The sequence below is a fragment of the Pseudomonas sp. R38(2017) genome (genome assembly GCF_002112395.1).
In the GTDB taxonomy this organism is placed as follows: domain Bacteria; phylum Pseudomonadota; class Gammaproteobacteria; order Pseudomonadales; family Pseudomonadaceae; genus Aquipseudomonas.
This window is the reverse complement of sequence record NZ_NEHN01000012.1, coordinates 49,249-65,663: the sequence shown is the minus strand read 5'-3', so window position 1 is coordinate 65,663 and position 16,415 is coordinate 49,249. Positions and strand designations below refer to the sequence as shown.

Below are 16,415 nucleotides of genomic sequence, written 5' to 3'. Positions count from 1 at the left end.
CGTGCCGCGACTTATCCAAGGTTCCTGCGGCGCCCTCCCGAGCTTGGCGCAGGTTTCCAGATAGTCAGTGACGGCCTCTTCAAATGCCTCTCGGAGTTCTTTGACGGACTGGCCATGAAACCCCACGACATCCTTTATTCCCGCGATGCGGCCGACAAACACACCGTCCTCGGCACTGTACTCAATACGGGCAGCGTAGCCGTTGTAGTTCATCACGTTCATTGGGTTGCACTTGGTCGTTCGAGGGATTGAGCATCACGCCGACAAGAATAATCAGGTAACTCAAAACAGGCTTGCAGGCAGAATCCGCGAGTTGCGTCTGAATGGGGCTACCCATAAGCGAAGCGTTGTCTCATGCCTCCGACCTACTGGCCCTAGCCAAAGCGCTTGCTGAAGATGCAGCGTTCATTCGAAAAACCGACCGATATGCCTGGGCAGCGCATTTCCTGACGGAGATGGGCAAGATGGTTGTTGATGATGTGATGAAGGTGGCTTCACCGAAGATCGCCAGCATAGAAAAATAACGATTACTTCATTGATCGGTCATCCAGCACATACGAAAAAGCCCCGTAGCTTCTCAGCTACGGGGCTTTTTCTATGTATGGCGGAGAGATAGGGATTCGAACCCTAGGTACCGGTGAAGGTACAACGGATTTCGAATCCGTCCCATTCGGCCACTCTGGCATCTCTCCAACGGCGCGCATCATAACAACACTTTTATCGAAAGCAAACCCTCTTTCGAAATTTTCTCCGTGCTATCAGATGCTTGCGTCGATTAAAGCGGTACGCCCAGACGGTGGGCAACTTCTTCATAGGCTTCGATGACGTCACCGAGGCCCTGACGGAAGCGGTCCTTGTCCATCTTCTTCTTGGTGTCCTTGTCCCACAGACGGCAGCCGTCCGGGCTGAACTCGTCGCCCAGGACGATGGAGCCATCGCTGAACACGCCGAATTCAAGCTTGAAGTCCACCAGCAGCAGGCCTGCGTCGTCGAACAGTTTGCTCAGGACTTCGTTGACCTTGAGCGACAGTTCTTTCATGCGCGCCAGTTGCTCGGCGGTGCCCCAGCCGAACGCCACGACGTGGGATTCGTTGATGAACGGGTCGCCCTTGGCGTCGTCCTTCAGGAACAGTTCGAAGGTGTAAGGGTTGAGCTTCATGCCCTCCTCGACGCCCAGACGCTTGACCAGGCTGCCGGCGGCGTAGTTACGCACGACGCACTCGACCGGAATCATGTCGAGTTTTTTCACCAGGACTTCGTTGTCGGCCAGCAGTCTGTCGAATTGGGTCGGAATGCCGGCCGCTTCGAGTTTCTGCATGATGAAGGCGTTGAACTTGTTGTTCACCATGCCTTTGCGGTCGAGCTGCTCGATGCGCTTGCCGTCGAACGCCGAAGTGTCGTTGCGAAACAGCAGGATCAAGCGGTCAGCGTCGTCGGTCTTGTAAACCGATTTGGCTTTGCCGCGGTAGAGTTCTTCACGTTTTTCCATGATGGGCTCCGCTTGCTAAGTAGATGGGCTAGGCGATGTGACGCCAGTCGAGCCCTGAATCTTGATCGGCCAGTTGCAGCCAGTCCGGGTCGCACCCGAGGGTGTCGACAAAACATTGCCGGGCCAGCTGCGGCAGGTTGTTCTTGCTGCTCAGATGGGCCAGGACCAGGTGTTGCAGGCCTTGCCAGCCCAACTCGGCCACCAGGAATGCCGCCTGATGGTTGTTCAAATGTCCCAGCTCGCCGCCCACCCGCTGCTTGAGAAAGTACGGGTAATGACCACGGGCCAGCATGTCTCGGCAATGATTGGACTCGATCATCAACGCATCGAGGTCCCGATAGCCATCCAGCACCCGCTCACAGTATGAACCCAGATCGGTCAGCAGGCCGAAACGCCGCTCACCATCGCTGAATACATATTGGGTCGGTTCCTGTGCATCGTGGGCCACGGCAATAACCCGGATGTCCAGAGCTCCGATCTGCAGTTGCTCGCCGCCGGCCACGAAGCCTGCGGGTTCAATCGGTTTGCGCATCCCGCGCAGTGTGCCGCGACTGAGGTAGACCGGCAGATTGTAGCGCCGAGACAGCAAACCCACGCCATGCACGTGGTCGGCATGTTCGTGGGTCACGAGTATCGCGCTCAGTTGCGCCGGGCTCACACCCAGGCGCAACAGACGTTTTTCGGTTTCTCGCAGGGAAAAACCACAATCCACCAGCACATACGTATCAGCACTGGCGATCAGCGTGCCGTTCCCTTGGCTACCGCTGCCGAGAACGGCAAAACGCATTGGATCAGCCCAGATTGTCCTGAATCACGCTCAACACTTTGCGAGCCACATCAGCCGGCGCAACGGTGTTGATGTTTTTCTCGACGGTGACCTGAACGTTATCGCCAACCTTGCTCAGGCGAACCTGATAACGCTCGGCACGGGCTTCAACTTCTTCCTTGGTCGGCGCACTGCCGAACAGGCTGCTGAAGAAACCAGGCTTCTCGTCTTTCTTCTCGGCTTTTTCGGCCAGGTTGATGTAGTACAAGCCCAGGCTGCGGTTGATGTCTTCAACGCGCCATTGACCTTGCTCCAGCGCACGACCGACGCTCGACCAGGCACGGTCCAGGTCGGAACCGACGTTCAATACCGGGTTGCCGCTGCCGTCCTCGCTGAGGCTGACGCGGCTCGGGGTATCGAAATCACGCGATGCCAGCATCGACACCGAACCACCCTTCTCGGAGGTACGGCTCATGCTCGCGAGCATGTCGTCGACCAGTGCAGCGTCCAGACCGGTATTGACCGAACGATTGGTGAAGTCGACGTTGGCGGTGCTGCCGGCAGGACGCTCGGCGCTGACTACGTAGATTTCACTGGTATTGCGCTGTACGCCAGGCTCGATGCGAACCCGTACGCGGGTTTCGCTGTCGGCGGCGACGCCGGCAGCACTCAGGCGCTTGGCCATGGCGGCGGACAGCTCGTCGGAATGTTGCCAGGTGGTAGTGAATTCACCGGTTTGCGGACGCTGTTCATCCAGACGGAAACCGTTGTCCTGGAAGAACTGCACAGCCACTGGCCAGACTTCGGCCGGTGGATGCTGACCCATGACCCAACGCGAATCACCGCTCTTCTGCAGCGAGTAGTCGCTGGCGTCAGCGATCGCCGACAGTGGTTGAGGACGCGGAACCACGTATTCGCCGGTAGCGGTATCGTCGGCGACGTTGCGCGGGATCGGCAGCAGTGGATCCAGACGCTTGGAGGTGCTGACACCTTCTGGCAGTTGCATCGGTGCAGTCTGTTTCGCTTCCAGGTAGTCGCTACCACGGTCACGGAAATAACCTTCCGGGCCCCAGATCCATCCGCAGCCACTGGTGCTGGAGATAATCAAGGCAAGTGCGGAAAGTCCGGCCATTCGCTTCATGCGTTGTACTTCCTCAATTAAACCAGGACGCTGCACTGGCGCAGGGCCGAGCGCAACGTTTCATGACAAGGAGCGCTCAGCCAGGTCAGCGGCAGGCGAATGCCTTCGTGCATCAGGCCCATTTCGACCAAAGCCCACTTCACCGGGATCGGGTTGGCTTCGATGAACAGGTCCTTGTGCAGCGGCATCAGTTTTTCGTTGATGGCCCGTGCGGTCTCGGCGTCGCCCTTGAGCGCGGCCTCGCACAGGTCGGCCATTTCGCGCGGGGCGACGTTGGCGGTGACGGAAATGTTGCCTTTGCCACCCAGCAGAATCAGCTCGACTGCGGTCGGATCATCGCCGGACAGCACGATGAAATCCTTGCTCACGCCGTCGAGGATCGCCTTGGCGCGTTTCAGGTCGCCAGTGGCTTCCTTGATACCGATGATGTTCGGCACGGTGGACAGACGGATCACAGTCTCGGCCTGCATGTCGCAGGAGGTGCGGCCGGGAACGTTGTAGAGGATCTGCGGGATATCGACCGCTTCGGCGATATGCTTGAAGTGCTGATACAGGCCTTCCTGGGTCGGCTTGTTGTAGTACGGGACGACCAGCAGGCAGGCATCGGCGCCGGCTTCCTTGGCGTTGCGGGTCAGCTCGACGGCTTCGCGGGTCGAGTTGGCGCCGGTACCGGCGATGACCGGAATGCGGCCTGCCACCTGTTTGACCACGGCTTTGATGACGGCAATGTGTTCTTCTACATCAAGGGTTGCCGACTCGCCGGTAGTACCGACCGCGACAATGGCATGGGTGCCGTTCTTGAGATGGAAGTCCACGAGTTTGCTGAGGCTGTCCCAGTCAAGACGCCCTTGTGCATCCATGGGTGTGACCAGTGCCACCATACTGCCCGCAATCATGAAACCGCTCCTGCCGGAAAAAGAGAGCGGTAATGGTACTGGCGCCAAGATGCTTGCACAAGCGAAGTACTGCGCCGCCATTCCCCTTGGCGCCGCTTTTCGCTACCCTTCAGACTTTGATCGGTACTGATCAGCTTGTACGCCGGGTTCCAGCCCCCCGTTTCGGCCTCCCAGGCCCCGTTCCAGCGTCGCCGCCTTAGGCTTCCTTATTATTGGAGCCGTAGCGACGGGCGAATCGGGTCTTCCGGACAGGTATGTCCCGGCACTCAACGCCCTCACCCTACCGACCGCTCATCGCTTTAGGAATGCTGCATGTCCACCCCCACAGTTCGCGAACAATTCCTTGTCATCAGTGCCCTCGGCGCCAATCCCATGGAGCTGACCAACGTCCTGTGCCGCGCCAGCCATGAAAACCGCTGCGCGGTCGTCACCTCCCGTCTGACTCGTCACGGCGAGTGCAGCGCACTGGTGCTCGAAGTCTCCGGCAGCTGGGACGCCCTGGCCCGCCTGGAAGGCAGCCTGCCAACCCTGGCCAAACGTCATTCGTTCACGGTTAACGTGGTGCGCAGCGCCGCCCTGGAAAACCGTCCACAAGCCCTGCCGTACGTGGCTTATGTGTCCTCGGCCTATCGCCCGGACATCATCAACGAGCTGTGCCAGTTCTTCATGGATCACAACGTCGAGCTGGAAAACCTGACTTGCGATACCTATCAGGCACCGCAGACCGGCGGCACCATGCTCAACGCCACGTTCACCGTGACCCTGCCGGCCGGCACCCAGATCAGCTGGCTGCGCGACCAGTTCCTGGACTTCGCCGATGCCATGAACCTCGACGCACTGATCGAACCGTGGCGCCCACAGAACCCAATGTAAGGAAGCTTTCATGGCCGTAGCTATCGATCAACCGGTTGCCGACTTCGAAGCCCCCGCCACCAGCGGGCAGACCGTCAGCCTCTCGGCCCTCAAGGGCAAGCAAGTGGTGATCTACTTCTATCCGAAGGACAGCACCCCGGGCTGCACCACCGAAGGTCAGGGTTTTCGTGATCAGTACGCCGCGTTCAAGGCTGCCAACACGGAAATCTTCGGTATCTCCCGCGACAGCCTGAAGTCCCACGAGAACTTCAAGTGCAAGCAGGAGTTTCCGTTCGAACTGATCAGCGACAAGGACGAAGCCGTCTGCCAGCTGTTCGACGTGATCAAGCTGAAAAAACTTTACGGCAAGGAATACATGGGCGTGGATCGCAGCACGTTCCTGATCGACAGGAATGGCGTTCTGCGTCAGGAATGGCGCGGCGTGAAAGTACCGGGTCACGTGGATGCAGTGCTGGCCGCTGCTCAGGCGCTGAACAAGGCCTGATCCTTTCGGCGCCCTTGCGGGCGCCGAATCGCTTTCAGAGTAATGGCGCCACCACCGGTTCCTTGCGCGGCCACGCATCAAGCACAGCCTTGAACAGCGTCGCCAGCGGAATCGCGAAGAACACACCCCAGAAGCCCCACAACCCGCCGAACAACAGCACCGCGCAGATGATTGCCACCGGGTGCAGGTTGACCGCTTCGGAAAACAGCAACGGCACCAGCACGTTGCCGTCCAGGGTCTGAATGATTCCGTAGACCGCCATCAGATAGATGAACTGATCGCTCCAGCCCCACTGGAACAGTGCAATCAACATCACCGGCACCGTCACCACCACCGCCCCGACATACGGCACCACCACCGACACGCCCACCAACAACGCCAGCAGCGCCGCGTAGTTCAGCCCGAGGGCGACGAAGGCGATATAGGTCACCCCGCCACAGATCACGATTTCGATGACTTTGCCACGAATGTAGTTGGCGATCTGCCGGTTCATTTCCTCGGCAACCCGGGTGATCAGTGCCCGTTCACGTGGCAAATAGCCGCGCACCCACTCGCCGATCATCATCCGATCCTTGAGGAAGAAGAACACCAGAATCGGCACAAGGACCAGGTAGATCATGATGTTCACCAACAACGGCAGGCTCGATAACGAGAATGTCAGTGCCCACTGACCGAATTTACCGATCTCGCCGCGCGCCGCTTCAATGGCTTGCAGCACCTGCTCGTCGGACACCAGATGCGGATAGCGCTCCGGCAGCAGCAACAGCAGCGATTGCCACTTGGCGAGCATGCCCGGCAACTCGTTGAACAGCGTGATCAATTGATGCCAGAGCAACGGCAGTACCACGACGATGAACAACAACAGCACGCCCATGAACAGCGCAAACACCAGACCCACCGCTGCACCACCGGGCATTCGCAGACGCTCCAGGGTGACCACCAGCCCCTGCATCAGATACGCCAGCACCATCCCCGCGAGCACGGGCGCGAGCATTCCGCCGAGGGTAAGCACGGCGGTGAAGGCGAGAAACAACAACACCGCCAGCACCACGGCTTCCTCATCGGAAAAGTAGCGCTGAATCCAGTCGCGTAACACTTTGAACATCAATAATCCTTAGGTCTTTTACGCTGTCGGTTTCAGGCTTTTTTCAACCAGTAACGGTAGACGCCCGCCTCGTCTTCTTCACGCAGCAGCGTATGACCGGCCAACCGGGCAAAGGTGCGAAAGTCGCGTTGCGAGCCGGCGTCAGTGGCAATCACCTTGAGTACCGCACCGCTGGGAAGCTTGTTCAGTTCCATCTTGGCCTTGAGCAACGGCAACGGGCAATTCAGGCCGCTGGCGTCCAGTTCACAGTCATGGGCTACAGCATCGGTCATGCGTTACTCCGGTTCAGAGGGTCAGGCTGCCTAGAATATCTGGTCGCAAGCCCGGTGTCCGGCTACAGTAAGGTCTTTGTCGACTAAGGCTTTGTGCATGACATTTCTGCGCCCTACCCTGCTGACGCTCGCTTGCCTGCTCGCCTCACCGGGCTTCGCCGACGACCTGCCATCACTCGGTGACGCCAGCTCTGCCATTGTCTCGCCACAACAGGAATACCAACTGGGCCGCGCGTGGTTGGCGCTGCTGCGCAGCCAGGTTTCACAGCTCAACGATCCACAGCTCAAGGACTACGTCGAGTCCAGCGTCTATAAACTGGTGGAAACCAGCCAGGTCAACGACCGACGCCTGGAATTCATCCTGATCAACAGCCCGCAGCTCAACGCCTTCGCGGCACCGGGCGGGATTGTCGGGGTCAATGGCGGCCTGTTCCTCAATGCCCAGACCGAGGGCGAATATGCCTCGGTACTGGCTCACGAACTGGCTCACTTGTCCCAACGCCACTTCGCTCGTGGCGTCGAGGCGTCGCAGCGGATGCAGGTGCCAATGATGGCCGCGTTGCTGGCCGGGATCGTCATTGCGGCCGCGGGTGGCGGTGAGGCCGGAATCGCGACCATTGCAGGTACTCAGGCAGCGGCGATCCAATCGCAAAGAACCTTCTCGCGCCAGAACGAACAGGAAGCCGACCGCATCGGCATTCTCAACCTGGAGAAGGCCGGTTACGACCCGCGCGCCATGCCGACCATGTTCGAACGCCTGATGCGCCAGTACCGCTACGACGCCAAGCCTCCCGAATTCCTGCTGACTCACCCGGTAACCGAATCGCGTATCGCCGACACCCGCAACCGTGCGGAACAGGCCAAGCCCGGTGGTATCGAGGACAGCATGCGCTATCAACTGATCCGCGCGCGGGTGCAACTGATCTACGAGGAAACCCCGGGCCTTGGCGCGAAGCGTTTCCGCGCACAGCTGGATGAGAACCCGAAAAACGACGTGGCCCGTTATGGTCTGGCGATCGCCCAGATCAAGGGTGGCCAGTTGAATGAAGCGCGGGAGAATCTTAAGCAACTGTTGGAAAAATCGCCGAACGAGCTCATCTACAACCTCGCCCAGGTCGATCTGGATATCACCAACAATCGTCTTGCGGAGGCGCAGTCTCGGGTCGACCGCATGCTGACTCAGTATCCGGGCAACTATCCGCTGAATCAGGTGCGAGTCGATCTGTTACTAAAACAGAATCGCACCGCCGATGCGGAGAAAGCCCTGGAAGGCTTGTTGAAGTCACGTCCGAACGATCCGGATGTCTGGTATCAGGTGGCTGAGACCCGCGGCCTGTCGGGCAATATCATCGGCCTGCATCAAGCTCGCGCCGAGTACTTCGCGCTGGTTGGCGATTATCGCCAGGCCATCCAGCAACTGGACTTCGCCAAACGCAAGGCCGGCAGCAACTTCCCGCTGTCGTCGCGTATCGATGCGCGTCAGCGCGAACTGATGGAGCAGGAACGCATGATCAAGGACATGATGGGATAAGCCCGCTCCAGGAAAAACTCCGGACGCAAAAAAAACCGCCTCTTTCGAGGCGGTTTTTTTACTCAACCGCTACTGGATCATTCAGCCAGCTTGAACGTGATGAAGCTGGCGCGACCCTGACGCAGAACCCGCATCGATACCGAGCGATTCTTCGGCAGTGCCTTGGCGATCTCCCCGAACTCCTTGGCCGAACCAATGGCCTGATTGTTCAGGTGAGTGATGATGTCGCCTGGCTGCAGGCCGATCAGGGCGGCTGGACCGTCCTGCACCTCCTTGATGACCACACCACCTTTCAGGTCGTAGGTTTTTTTCTGTTCTGCAGACAGCTCAGCGACCGAAACACCGAGGCGATTGCTGTTGGTCTCGACACCGGATTTCGGCAGGGCATCCAGTTCCTTGTCTTCATCAGGAATCGCGCCGACTGTCAGCTCGATATTCTTGCGCTTGCCCTCACGAATCACCTCCAGATTGGCCTTTGCGCCAGCCTTCAGTGCACCGACCAGATGAGGAAGGTCTGCGGACATGACGATCGGCTGACCATTCATGCTCAGGATCACGTCGCCCACTTGCAGGCCACCCTTGGCAGCCGGACCGTCATCCTGGATCTGCGCCACCAGCGCACCGGCCGGTTTTTCCAGACCGAACGATTCAGCCAGATCCTTGTTCACTTCCTGAATGACCACGCCCAACCAGCCACGGCTGACCTTGCCACCGCTTTTCAGCTGGTTGGATACGTCCATGGCAACGTCGATCGGAATAGCGAACGAAACACCCATGAAACCACCGGAACGGGTGTAGATCTGCGAGTTGATCCCCACCACTTCACCGTTCAGGTTGAACAGCGGACCACCGGAGTTCCCCGGATTGATCGGCACGTCGGTCTGAATGAACGGCACATAGTTTTCGTTTGGAAGGCTGCGGCCAACGGCGCTGACGATGCCTTGGGTCACCGTGTGATCGAAGCCGAACGGCGAACCGATCGCGACCACCCACTGCCCTGCCTTCAGGTCCTGGGATTTGCCGAGTTTGAGTACTGGCAGATCCTTGCCTTCGATTTTCAGCAGGGCCACGTCGGAGCGCGGGTCGGTGCCGATCAGCTTGGCTTTCATTTCACTGCGATCTGCCAGGCGAACGAGAATTTCGTCGGCATCGGCGATCACGTGGTTGTTGGTCAGGATGTAGCCGTCCGGAGAAATGATGAAGCCCGAACCCAACGATTGCGCTTCACGCTGGCGATCACCACGCGGAGAACGCTGTTGCGGCGGCATGCCTCGTTCGAAAAACTCACGCAGCATCGGCGGCAAGCCTTCCAGGTCCGGCATCTGCTGGTTCACTTTGCGATCCGGCAGCTTTTGCGTGGTACTGATGTTCACCACCGCAGGCGAGGCCTGTTCGACCAGCTGGGTGAAATCCGGCAGGTTGACCGGACTGGCCGCATCAGCCGCCTGGACTGCAGGAACAGCCTGACCGAGCACAAGCACGGTGGCGACAATGGAGAGATAAGACTTCAAGCTTGGTATCGACATACAGCTCCCGTTACGACGAGCAGGGTTAAGCGATATGGAGCAAGGAACACCGGAAACTACAGGCCGGCATTTTTGTTCCGGGAACAACAAAACAAGGCCAGAGCCGTGAGGCTCTGACCTATAAAAAATTTTCGGATTATTTGCAAATGAAAATACTCAGCAAACATTTCATGTCTCGAACACGAAGTGAAAACTGCTGAAATCAGCTCACTGCTTGCTGGTTGCAGCGCCATCGTTGCGTATCGACAAGGCAATCCGTTCGGCAGTACCGATTGGAATTTCGCCGACCACCGTCACCATCATCTCGCCCTGAGGCGTAGTCAAACGGCGGGATACGGCAACCGTTGGCCCCAGCTGAGTCCGGGTATCCGTGACGACGGCCCCGTTCAGTGGTTCCAGGAACACCGAGAAACGCGCCAGACCATCGTCATACAGCAGACTGTTGACCTGGGTCTTGGTGTCAGGGTCCTTGTGCGAGGAACTGCTGGTGAGTTCAAAACCCGGCGGCAGCCAGTCGGATCGCCAGACCTGCGCGGTCTTGACGGCTGAAGCCTTGTCACTGTCGAGGTTGACAGGCTTGCAGTCGGAGGCTGCCTGGAGATCCTTGTCGGATGGAACCTCGGCAGTATCCAGTCGAGTGAACTGGAACCGCTCAAGCAACTGGCCCTTGTCGTTAAGCAGCAACGACTTGAGTGGCAAGCCCGTTTCCTTGTCCAGATGCAATTCAAATCCGTAGCGATACTGATCCCGTGGCGTCAGCGATACAATTACCGCGTCACGCCCGGCCACGCGCGACTTACCGATCACGGCAAGCTCATACCAATTCTTCAGCTTCTGTGGATCGAGAGGACGAGCGGCAGAGTTTGGTGAATCTCCCAGCCCCGCAATCAGGGTGCCGCTGACGCATTGAGTATGCCCATCAATGCGTACGACTTCCTGTGCCGAACCGTCGAGCTGGAGCAAACGCTCGCGAACCTGCCCGTTCTGGACGCGATGCCAGATGCTGTGGGTAGAAAAACTACCGTTACGCTCGTAAACGAATGTGCCGTGAAAGCTTTGCTGCTGCTCGGCCTGGCCCAGGCGGGTCAGCCAATCCTGGGCCTCATCGGCGTGGGCTGGAACGATGAACCAGCCACTGAGCAGAAGCGAAAGTAGAGGTATGGCGCGCATGATCCTCCTTAACGGTTTTCCAGACTGGCTGCTCGTGCATAAGGCAGTGCGCTTTCAGTACCTTTCAGCGCAGCTTGCTGAGCATGTTGACGCAGATAACCCGGCAAACGCTGATCGTGCCAGCCTGGCTGGCCTTGCAGCACACCATTGACCATAGGACCAGTGGCTTCAGAACTCTCATTGTAGCCTGCCAGCACCGCAGGCCCCTTGACCTGAGGAGTCGCCAGCGCTGGCTGATTGGACTGCTGCGCCAGTTCGACACCGGCAATTTCGTCATGGTTATACAGACGAACGCCTGCCAGAACAGCAACGGTCACCGAGGCTGCAACAGCCAGACGACCCAGGCTGCGCCATGGACCGCGGGACACTTTGGCTGGAGTGGCTTCATCTTCCAGCGCAGCAGAGACTGCCGCAGCGAGATCCAGGCGCGGGAGCAGTAGATCCTTGTGCATGGCTGCCCGAGCGATCTGGTAACGAGCCCAGGTTTCGCGAGTTTCAACATCATCCAGTGCGTTGAGCACTCGACGCAATTCCAGTTCGTCCGCTTCGTTATCCATCACTGCGGACAGCGATTCCTGCAGGGCTTCCCGACTCATGGCGTTCCTCTCTTGGCTGTCGCCGCTGTCTTTAGTTTTCCTGCAACAATGGCTGCAGGGCTTTATCGATGGCCTCCCGGGCGCGGAAAATCCGGGAGCGCACGGTACCAACCGGACATTGCATGACACTCGCGATGTCCTCGTAACTCAGACCATCGAATTCGCGCAAAGTTAAAGCCGTGCGCAAATCCTCTGGCAGTTGCTGAATGGTTCGATGGACGGTGCCTTCGATCTCATCCCGCAGCAATGCACGTTCAGGAGATTCGAGGTCCTTCAGGCCGTGATCGCCGTCATAGAACTCTGCATCCTCGGAACTGACATCGCTATCCGGCGGCCGGCGGCCGCGTGAAACCAGATAGTTTTTCGCCGTGTTGATGGCGATGCGGTAAAGCCACGTATAAAACGCACTGTCTCCGCGGAAATTTCCTAGTGCCCGGTAAGCCTTGATAAAGGCTTCTTGAGCAACATCCTGGGCTTCATGGGTGTCGTGCACGAAACGCACGATCAACCCGAGAATTTTGTGTTGATACTTCAACACGAGCAGATCGAAAGCTCGCTTGTCACCGCGCTGAACGCGCTCGACCAGCTGCTGATCCTCTTCCTGGGTTAGCATGAACACTCCTCGATAAACTCGGAGGAAGCTTGCATGACTAAACGACCGGACTTGCAAACATAGACTCGGGCTTTTCGCAAAAGTTCTCCCCCTCCAAGCAAGTTTCCTGCGGGCTCTGATTTGGCACGCACGAAAAACGCAGCGCGGGATAAACCGGCTGCGCGAATAATCTTTTAATCGGCTCGCCGGCTAGAACCCAACCGCAGGTTCCGCATTGAAGCCGACACTGTCCCTTGTTTCGGGCAACCGTCTATTGATCTTGGGCCTCTGGCAAAAGTTCCAAATATTTATAGACCGGCCATGCCGACATTGGGCAACCGTGAGTGGAAAAAGCGTGTTTCATCTGCGATACAGTCGCTTTTTCCCAAAACCTGTGAAAAAAACATCCGACAAAACGTCCGGATTTTTCCGTCACGGTAGTTTCACAATGCCATATCGGCTCGGCTATTGTGCCGCCCCACCCCTCTATATACTAGTGGGCTGTGTGGCTGTCTCGACTCGCCCATCCGCCTGTCTTGCGCCAACCCCGACCCGGGTCGCTTTGAGCGGAATCCTGAAATGAGCCAACAGTTTCAACACGATGTTTTGGTGATTGGCAGCGGCGCTGCCGGTTTGAGTCTCGCGCTGACCCTGCCCGGTCACTTGCGCATCGCCGTATTGAGCAAGGGCGATCTCGCCAACGGTTCGACCTATTGGGCCCAGGGTGGCGTCGCGGCCGTGCTGGACGACACCGACACTGTCGAATCCCACGTCGATGACACACTCAATGCCGGTGGCGGTTTGTGCCATGAAGATGCGGTACGTTTCACTGTCGAGCACAGCAAAGAGGCGATCCAGTGGCTGATTGACCAGGGCGTACCGTTCACCCGTGATGAACAGTCCGGGACTGAAGACGGCGGATTCGAGTTCCATCTCACCCGCGAAGGCGGCCACAGCCACCGCCGCATCATCCACGCCGCCGATGCCACCGGCGCGGCCATCTTCACAACCTTGCTGGCCCAGGCAAAACAGCGCCCGAACATTGAACTGCTGGAACAGCGCGTAGCGGTCGATCTGATCACCGAACGGCGCCTGGGACTGAACGGCGACCGTTGCCTCGGCGCCTACGTGCTCAACCGCAAGACCGGCGAAGTCGACACCTACGGCGCACGCTTTGTGATCTTGGCTTCCGGCGGCGCCGCCAAGGTCTACCTCTATACCAGCAACCCCGACGGCGCCTGTGGTGATGGCATCGCCATGGCCTGGCGTTCGGGCTGCCGGGTGGCGAACCTGGAATTCAATCAATTTCATCCCACCTGCCTCTATCACCCGCAGGCCAAGAGTTTCCTGATCACCGAAGCCCTGCGCGGCGAAGGCGCGCATTTGAAGCTGCCGAACGGCGAGCGTTTCATGCAGCGTTTCGACCCGCGCGCCGAACTGGCGCCCCGGGACATCGTCGCCCGGGCCATCGACCATGAGATGAAGCGTCTGGGTGTCGATTGCGTCTATCTCGACATCAGCCACAAACCCGAAGCGTTCATCAAGACGCACTTCCCGACGGTTTACGAGCGCTGCCTCGGATTCGGCATCGACATCACTAAACAGCCGATTCCGGTCGTACCGGCGGCGCACTACACCTGCGGCGGCGTCATGGTTGACCAACAGGGCCGCACCGACGTGCCCGGACTGTACGCCATCGGTGAAACCAGCTTCACCGGCCTGCACGGCGCCAACCGCATGGCCAGCAACTCGCTGCTGGAGTGCTTCGTTTATGCCCGTTCGGCAGCCGCGGATATTCTCGAACAACTGTCCGACATTGCCATTCCCCGCGCCCTGCCCGCCTGGGATGCGAGCCAGGTGACCGACTCCGACGAAGACGTGATCATCGCGCACAACTGGGATGAGCTGCGGCGTTTCATGTGGGACTACGTCGGCATCGTGCGCACCAACAAACGCCTGCAACGCGCACAACACCGCGTGCGTCTGTTGCTGGACGAAATCGACGAGTTCTACAGCAACTATAAAGTCAGCCGCGATCTGATCGAGTTGCGCAACCTGGCACAAGTAGCGGAACTGATGATCCGCTCAGCCATGGAGCGCAAGGAGAGCCGAGGCCTGCATTACACCCTCGATTACCCGGACCTGCTGCCCGAGGCGCTCGACACTATTCTGGTGCCGCCCACCTACGCCGGCTGAACTTGAGGCGTACCCGCAGGCGTCGGTGCAGATCCGCCGCCTGCGCATCCCGGGGCACGCAGATCGACCTGACCCGCCACTCCCCACGCAATCGAAAGCGCAAAACCACAATCAATGGCAGCGCCAGACTGTCCGGGCGCAACTGCACCGGCTGCCAACCATCGGACTGATTCCACAATTGCCAGCCATCGGCGCAGCGGCGCAATCCGCAGAATGCCTTGGGATGACTCAGCAGAATCTCGCGGGGCAACACCCACGCCGCATGGATCAGGCAGGCAACGCCACCGAGCAGGCTGACCCAGAAAGGGATGACAAACAGAAACAAAGCGCACAGGGAGAGCGCCTGGGCCAGGAGATACGCCGCCAGCAATTGCCGTGAGGCCTGCCAGCGGCATTCGAACGTGTTACTTGGGCTGGACACGATCCAGAATCATGCGAACCATGCGTTGCAGCTCCGGATCTTCGGACTCGCTGCGTTCCATGAACCAGCCGAACATGTCCTGATCCTCGCATTCCAGCAGGCGGACATACAGCGCGCGGTCCACCTCATTCAGATTCGAGTAGACCTCTTTCACGAACGGCACCAGCAACACGTCAAGCTCGAGCATGCCGCGGCGGCTGTGCCAAAAGAGGCGATTCAGTTCAACTTGTTCGACCATGGAGCGCTCCTCAAATAGGCCGCAAGTATACAGGCCCGAGACGGGCCGAACAGTCGGCTTTGGTCGGGCACCACCGATCCTTTATCAACTACCCATTTCAACACCACCCCCTTATGATGTGCCCCAGTCTATTTACCCTGCGATGACCCATGGCCGATTCTGCTTTTTTCTGCACCCTGACTCATGAAGGCGTTCTCGCGGTTCGCGGCGCGGATGCCGGCAAATTCCTGCAAGGCCAGTTGACCTGCAATATCAATTACCTGAGTGACGACCGGGCCAGCCTCGGCGCCCGCTGCACGCAGAAGGGCCGCATGCAGTCGAGTTTCCGCATTGTGCTCGAGGGCGACGGCGTGCTGCTGGCGATGGCCGGCGAGTTGCTGGAGCCGCAACTGGCGGATCTGAAAAAGTACGCGGTGTTTTCCAAATCGAAACTGACCGACGAAAGTGCCTCATGGGTGCGTTTCGGTCTGGAGCATGGGGATGCAGCCCTGAGTAGCCTGGGTCTGGAACTGCCGGCGGACACTGACAGCGTGGTTCGCCACGAAGGGCTGATCGCGATTCGCGTCTCCCCCGACCGCGCCGAACTCTGGGCGCCAGCCGATCAAGCCGATGCCATCAAAGGCAAGCTGTCTGCGCAATTGACCGAAGCCAAACTCAATCAATGGCTGCTGGGCCAGATCCGTGCCGGTATCGGCCAGGTCATGCCGAGCACCCGCGAACTGTTCATTCCGCAGATGCTCAATCTGCAAGCCGTCGGCGGCGTTAGTTTCAAGAAAGGCTGCTACACCGGCCAGGAAATCGTCGCGCGCATGCAGTACCTGGGCAAACTCAAACGTCGCCTGTACCGCGTACAACTGGACGCCAGCGAACTGCCGGAGCCGGGCACCCCGCTGTTCGCCCCGAGCCACGGCAGCTCCATCGGCGAAGTGGTGCTGGCCGCCCACGCCGAGAAAAATATTGAACTGCTGGCGGTGTTGCAGGCCGAAGCTGCCGAGGCAGGCGATTTGCATCTGGGCACGGCCGAAGGCCCGGCGCTGCACTTGCTCGACCTGCCTTACGAACTGGATCGCGACCGCGAAATCCAGCGTTGATCGCAGCATTTGTTGCAACACCCTAGAG

At 58.9% G+C, this 16,415-nt stretch carries 18 protein-coding genes, 1 tRNA gene and 1 pseudogene; 6 read left to right on the top strand and 14 right to left on the bottom strand.

Annotation, left to right across the window (positions count from 1 at the left end; genetic code table 11):
* Positions 1-15: 15 nt before the first annotated feature.
* Positions 16-222: pseudogene (locus CAF87_RS25665) on the bottom strand (type II toxin-antitoxin system HicB family antitoxin); the annotation flags it as partial.
* 101 nt (positions 223-323) lie between these two features.
* Between CAF87_RS25665 and CAF87_RS25660 the strand changes: the two are divergent.
* A complete protein-coding gene (locus CAF87_RS25660) occupies positions 324-524 on the top strand; it encodes a DUF3077 domain-containing protein (protein ID WP_085730012.1) in 201 nt (66 codons plus the stop codon).
* 78 nt (positions 525-602) lie between these two features.
* On the opposite strand, the gene CAF87_RS25655 is transcribed toward CAF87_RS25660, so the two are convergent.
* The 5 genes from CAF87_RS25655 to dapA all read right to left on the bottom strand — a co-directional run bounded on the left by CAF87_RS25655 (position 603) and on the right by dapA (position 4,292).
* A tRNA-Ser gene (locus CAF87_RS25655) sits at positions 603-692 on the bottom strand.
* A gap of 83 nt (positions 693-775) precedes the next feature.
* Positions 776-1,489 carry a phosphoribosylaminoimidazolesuccinocarboxamide synthase gene (purC, locus tag CAF87_RS25650; protein ID WP_085730011.1) on the bottom strand — a complete coding sequence of 238 codons (714 nt, stop codon included), beginning with the start codon at positions 1,487-1,489 and terminating at the stop codon, positions 776-778.
* A 28-nt stretch (positions 1,490-1,517) separates the two neighbouring features.
* A complete protein-coding gene (locus CAF87_RS25645) occupies positions 1,518-2,276 on the bottom strand; it encodes an MBL fold metallo-hydrolase (RefSeq protein WP_085730010.1) in 759 nt (252 codons plus the stop codon).
* Positions 2,277-2,280: 4 nt separating this feature from the next.
* Positions 2,281-3,396, bottom strand: a complete 1,116-nt coding sequence (gene bamC / locus CAF87_RS25640; protein WP_085730009.1) for an outer membrane protein assembly factor BamC — start codon at positions 3,394-3,396, stop codon at positions 2,281-2,283.
* Between the two features lie 17 nt (positions 3,397-3,413).
* Positions 3,414-4,292, bottom strand: coding sequence for a 4-hydroxy-tetrahydrodipicolinate synthase (dapA, locus tag CAF87_RS25635; protein WP_085710243.1), 879 nt, complete (start codon positions 4,290-4,292; stop codon positions 3,414-3,416).
* A gap of 312 nt (positions 4,293-4,604) precedes the next feature.
* On the opposite strand from dapA, the gene CAF87_RS25625 reads away from it, so the two are divergent.
* Both CAF87_RS25625 and CAF87_RS25620 read left to right on the top strand, forming a co-directional pair.
* A complete protein-coding gene (locus CAF87_RS25625; protein WP_085710242.1) occupies positions 4,605-5,165 on the top strand; it encodes a glycine cleavage system protein R in 561 nt (186 codons plus the stop codon).
* A gap of 10 nt (positions 5,166-5,175) precedes the next feature.
* Entirely contained in the window at positions 5,176-5,649 is a 474-nt protein-coding gene (locus tag CAF87_RS25620) for a peroxiredoxin (RefSeq protein ID WP_085730008.1), read from the top strand.
* Positions 5,650-5,683: 34 nt separating this feature from the next.
* On the opposite strand, the gene CAF87_RS25615 is transcribed toward CAF87_RS25620, so the two are convergent.
* The gene (locus CAF87_RS25615; RefSeq protein ID WP_085730007.1) at positions 5,684-6,754 is read right to left on the bottom strand and encodes an AI-2E family transporter; all 1,071 of its coding nucleotides are present in this window, start codon (positions 6,752-6,754) and stop codon (positions 5,684-5,686) included.
* A gap of 32 nt (positions 6,755-6,786) precedes the next feature.
* Complete coding sequence (locus tag CAF87_RS25610; RefSeq protein WP_007963279.1) at positions 6,787-7,026, bottom strand: sulfurtransferase TusA family protein; 240 nt, start codon at positions 7,024-7,026, stop codon at positions 6,787-6,789.
* Positions 7,027-7,123: 97 nt separating this feature from the next.
* Here CAF87_RS25610 and CAF87_RS25605 point away from each other — a divergent pair, with 97 nt between their 5' ends.
* Positions 7,124-8,557 carry a M48 family metalloprotease gene (locus CAF87_RS25605; protein WP_085730006.1) on the top strand — a complete coding sequence of 478 codons (1,434 nt, stop codon included), beginning with the start codon at positions 7,124-7,126 and terminating at the stop codon, positions 8,555-8,557.
* 77 nt (positions 8,558-8,634) lie between these two features.
* On the opposite strand, the gene CAF87_RS25600 is transcribed toward CAF87_RS25605, so the two are convergent.
* The 4 genes from CAF87_RS25600 to rpoE form a co-directional block, all read right to left on the bottom strand.
* On the bottom strand, positions 8,635-10,083 hold the full coding sequence (locus CAF87_RS25600) for a DegQ family serine endoprotease (RefSeq protein WP_085730005.1): 1,449 nt from the start codon (positions 10,081-10,083) through the stop codon (positions 8,635-8,637).
* 207 nt (positions 10,084-10,290) lie between these two features.
* The gene (locus CAF87_RS25595) at positions 10,291-11,253 is read right to left on the bottom strand and encodes a MucB/RseB C-terminal domain-containing protein (protein ID WP_085710237.1); all 963 of its coding nucleotides are present in this window, start codon (positions 11,251-11,253) and stop codon (positions 10,291-10,293) included.
* An 8-nt stretch (positions 11,254-11,261) separates the two neighbouring features.
* The gene (locus CAF87_RS25590) at positions 11,262-11,849 is read right to left on the bottom strand and encodes a sigma-E factor negative regulatory protein (protein ID WP_085730004.1); all 588 of its coding nucleotides are present in this window, start codon (positions 11,847-11,849) and stop codon (positions 11,262-11,264) included.
* A 31-nt stretch (positions 11,850-11,880) separates the two neighbouring features.
* Complete coding sequence (gene rpoE, locus CAF87_RS25585) at positions 11,881-12,462, bottom strand: RNA polymerase sigma factor RpoE (protein WP_003172477.1); 582 nt, start codon at positions 12,460-12,462, stop codon at positions 11,881-11,883.
* 558 nt (positions 12,463-13,020) lie between these two features.
* Here rpoE and nadB point away from each other — a divergent pair.
* On the top strand, positions 13,021-14,637 hold the full coding sequence (gene nadB, locus CAF87_RS25580) for an L-aspartate oxidase (RefSeq protein ID WP_085730003.1): 1,617 nt from the start codon (positions 13,021-13,023) through the stop codon (positions 14,635-14,637).
* On the opposite strand, the gene CAF87_RS25575 is transcribed toward nadB, so the two are convergent.
* Both CAF87_RS25575 and CAF87_RS25570 read right to left on the bottom strand, forming a co-directional pair.
* Positions 14,606-15,058, bottom strand: a complete 453-nt coding sequence (locus CAF87_RS25575; protein ID WP_085730002.1) for a protein YgfX — start codon at positions 15,056-15,058, stop codon at positions 14,606-14,608. The two genes, nadB and CAF87_RS25575, sit on opposite strands and share 32 nt — an antisense overlap.
* Positions 15,042-15,296: a succinate dehydrogenase assembly factor 2 gene (locus CAF87_RS25570; protein ID WP_065257636.1), complete on the bottom strand. Its 255-nt coding sequence runs from the start codon at positions 15,294-15,296 to the stop codon at positions 15,042-15,044. Before CAF87_RS25570 ends, CAF87_RS25575 begins: the two co-directional genes overlap by 17 nt.
* A gap of 149 nt (positions 15,297-15,445) precedes the next feature.
* Between CAF87_RS25570 and CAF87_RS25565 the strand changes: the two genes are divergently transcribed.
* Entirely contained in the window at positions 15,446-16,387 is a 942-nt protein-coding gene (locus CAF87_RS25565; protein WP_085730001.1) for a folate-binding protein YgfZ, read from the top strand.
* Positions 16,388-16,415 lie beyond the last annotated feature (28 nt).

Coding starts and splice junctions, on each gene's coding strand:
- CAF87_RS25660 (WP_085730012.1), top strand. CDS start 324: ATGGGGCTACCCATAAGCGAAGCGTTGTCTCATGCCTCCGACCTACTG.
- purC (WP_085730011.1), bottom strand. CDS start 1,489: ATGGAAAAACGTGAAGAACTCTACCGCGGCAAAGCCAAATCGGTTTAC.
- CAF87_RS25645 (WP_085730010.1), bottom strand. CDS start 2,276: ATGCGTTTTGCCGTTCTCGGCAGCGGTAGCCAAGGGAACGGCACGCTG.
- bamC (WP_085730009.1), bottom strand. CDS start 3,396: ATGAAGCGAATGGCCGGACTTTCCGCACTTGCCTTGATTATCTCCAGC.
- dapA (WP_085710243.1), bottom strand. CDS start 4,292: ATGATTGCGGGCAGTATGGTGGCACTGGTCACACCCATGGATGCACAA.
- CAF87_RS25625 (WP_085710242.1), top strand. CDS start 4,605: ATGTCCACCCCCACAGTTCGCGAACAATTCCTTGTCATCAGTGCCCTC.
- CAF87_RS25620 (WP_085730008.1), top strand. CDS start 5,176: ATGGCCGTAGCTATCGATCAACCGGTTGCCGACTTCGAAGCCCCCGCC.
- CAF87_RS25615 (WP_085730007.1), bottom strand. CDS start 6,754: ATGTTCAAAGTGTTACGCGACTGGATTCAGCGCTACTTTTCCGATGAG.
- CAF87_RS25610 (WP_007963279.1), bottom strand. CDS start 7,026: ATGACCGATGCTGTAGCCCATGACTGTGAACTGGACGCCAGCGGCCTG.
- CAF87_RS25605 (WP_085730006.1), top strand. CDS start 7,124: ATGACATTTCTGCGCCCTACCCTGCTGACGCTCGCTTGCCTGCTCGCC.
- CAF87_RS25600 (WP_085730005.1), bottom strand. CDS start 10,083: ATGTCGATACCAAGCTTGAAGTCTTATCTCTCCATTGTCGCCACCGTG.
- CAF87_RS25595 (WP_085710237.1), bottom strand. CDS start 11,253: ATGCGCGCCATACCTCTACTTTCGCTTCTGCTCAGTGGCTGGTTCATC.
- CAF87_RS25590 (WP_085730004.1), bottom strand. CDS start 11,849: ATGAGTCGGGAAGCCCTGCAGGAATCGCTGTCCGCAGTGATGGATAAC.
- rpoE (WP_003172477.1), bottom strand. CDS start 12,462: ATGCTAACCCAGGAAGAGGATCAGCAGCTGGTCGAGCGCGTTCAGCGC.
- nadB (WP_085730003.1), top strand. CDS start 13,021: ATGAGCCAACAGTTTCAACACGATGTTTTGGTGATTGGCAGCGGCGCT.
- CAF87_RS25570 (WP_065257636.1), bottom strand. CDS start 15,296: ATGGTCGAACAAGTTGAACTGAATCGCCTCTTTTGGCACAGCCGCCGC.
- CAF87_RS25565 (WP_085730001.1), top strand. CDS start 15,446: ATGGCCGATTCTGCTTTTTTCTGCACCCTGACTCATGAAGGCGTTCTC.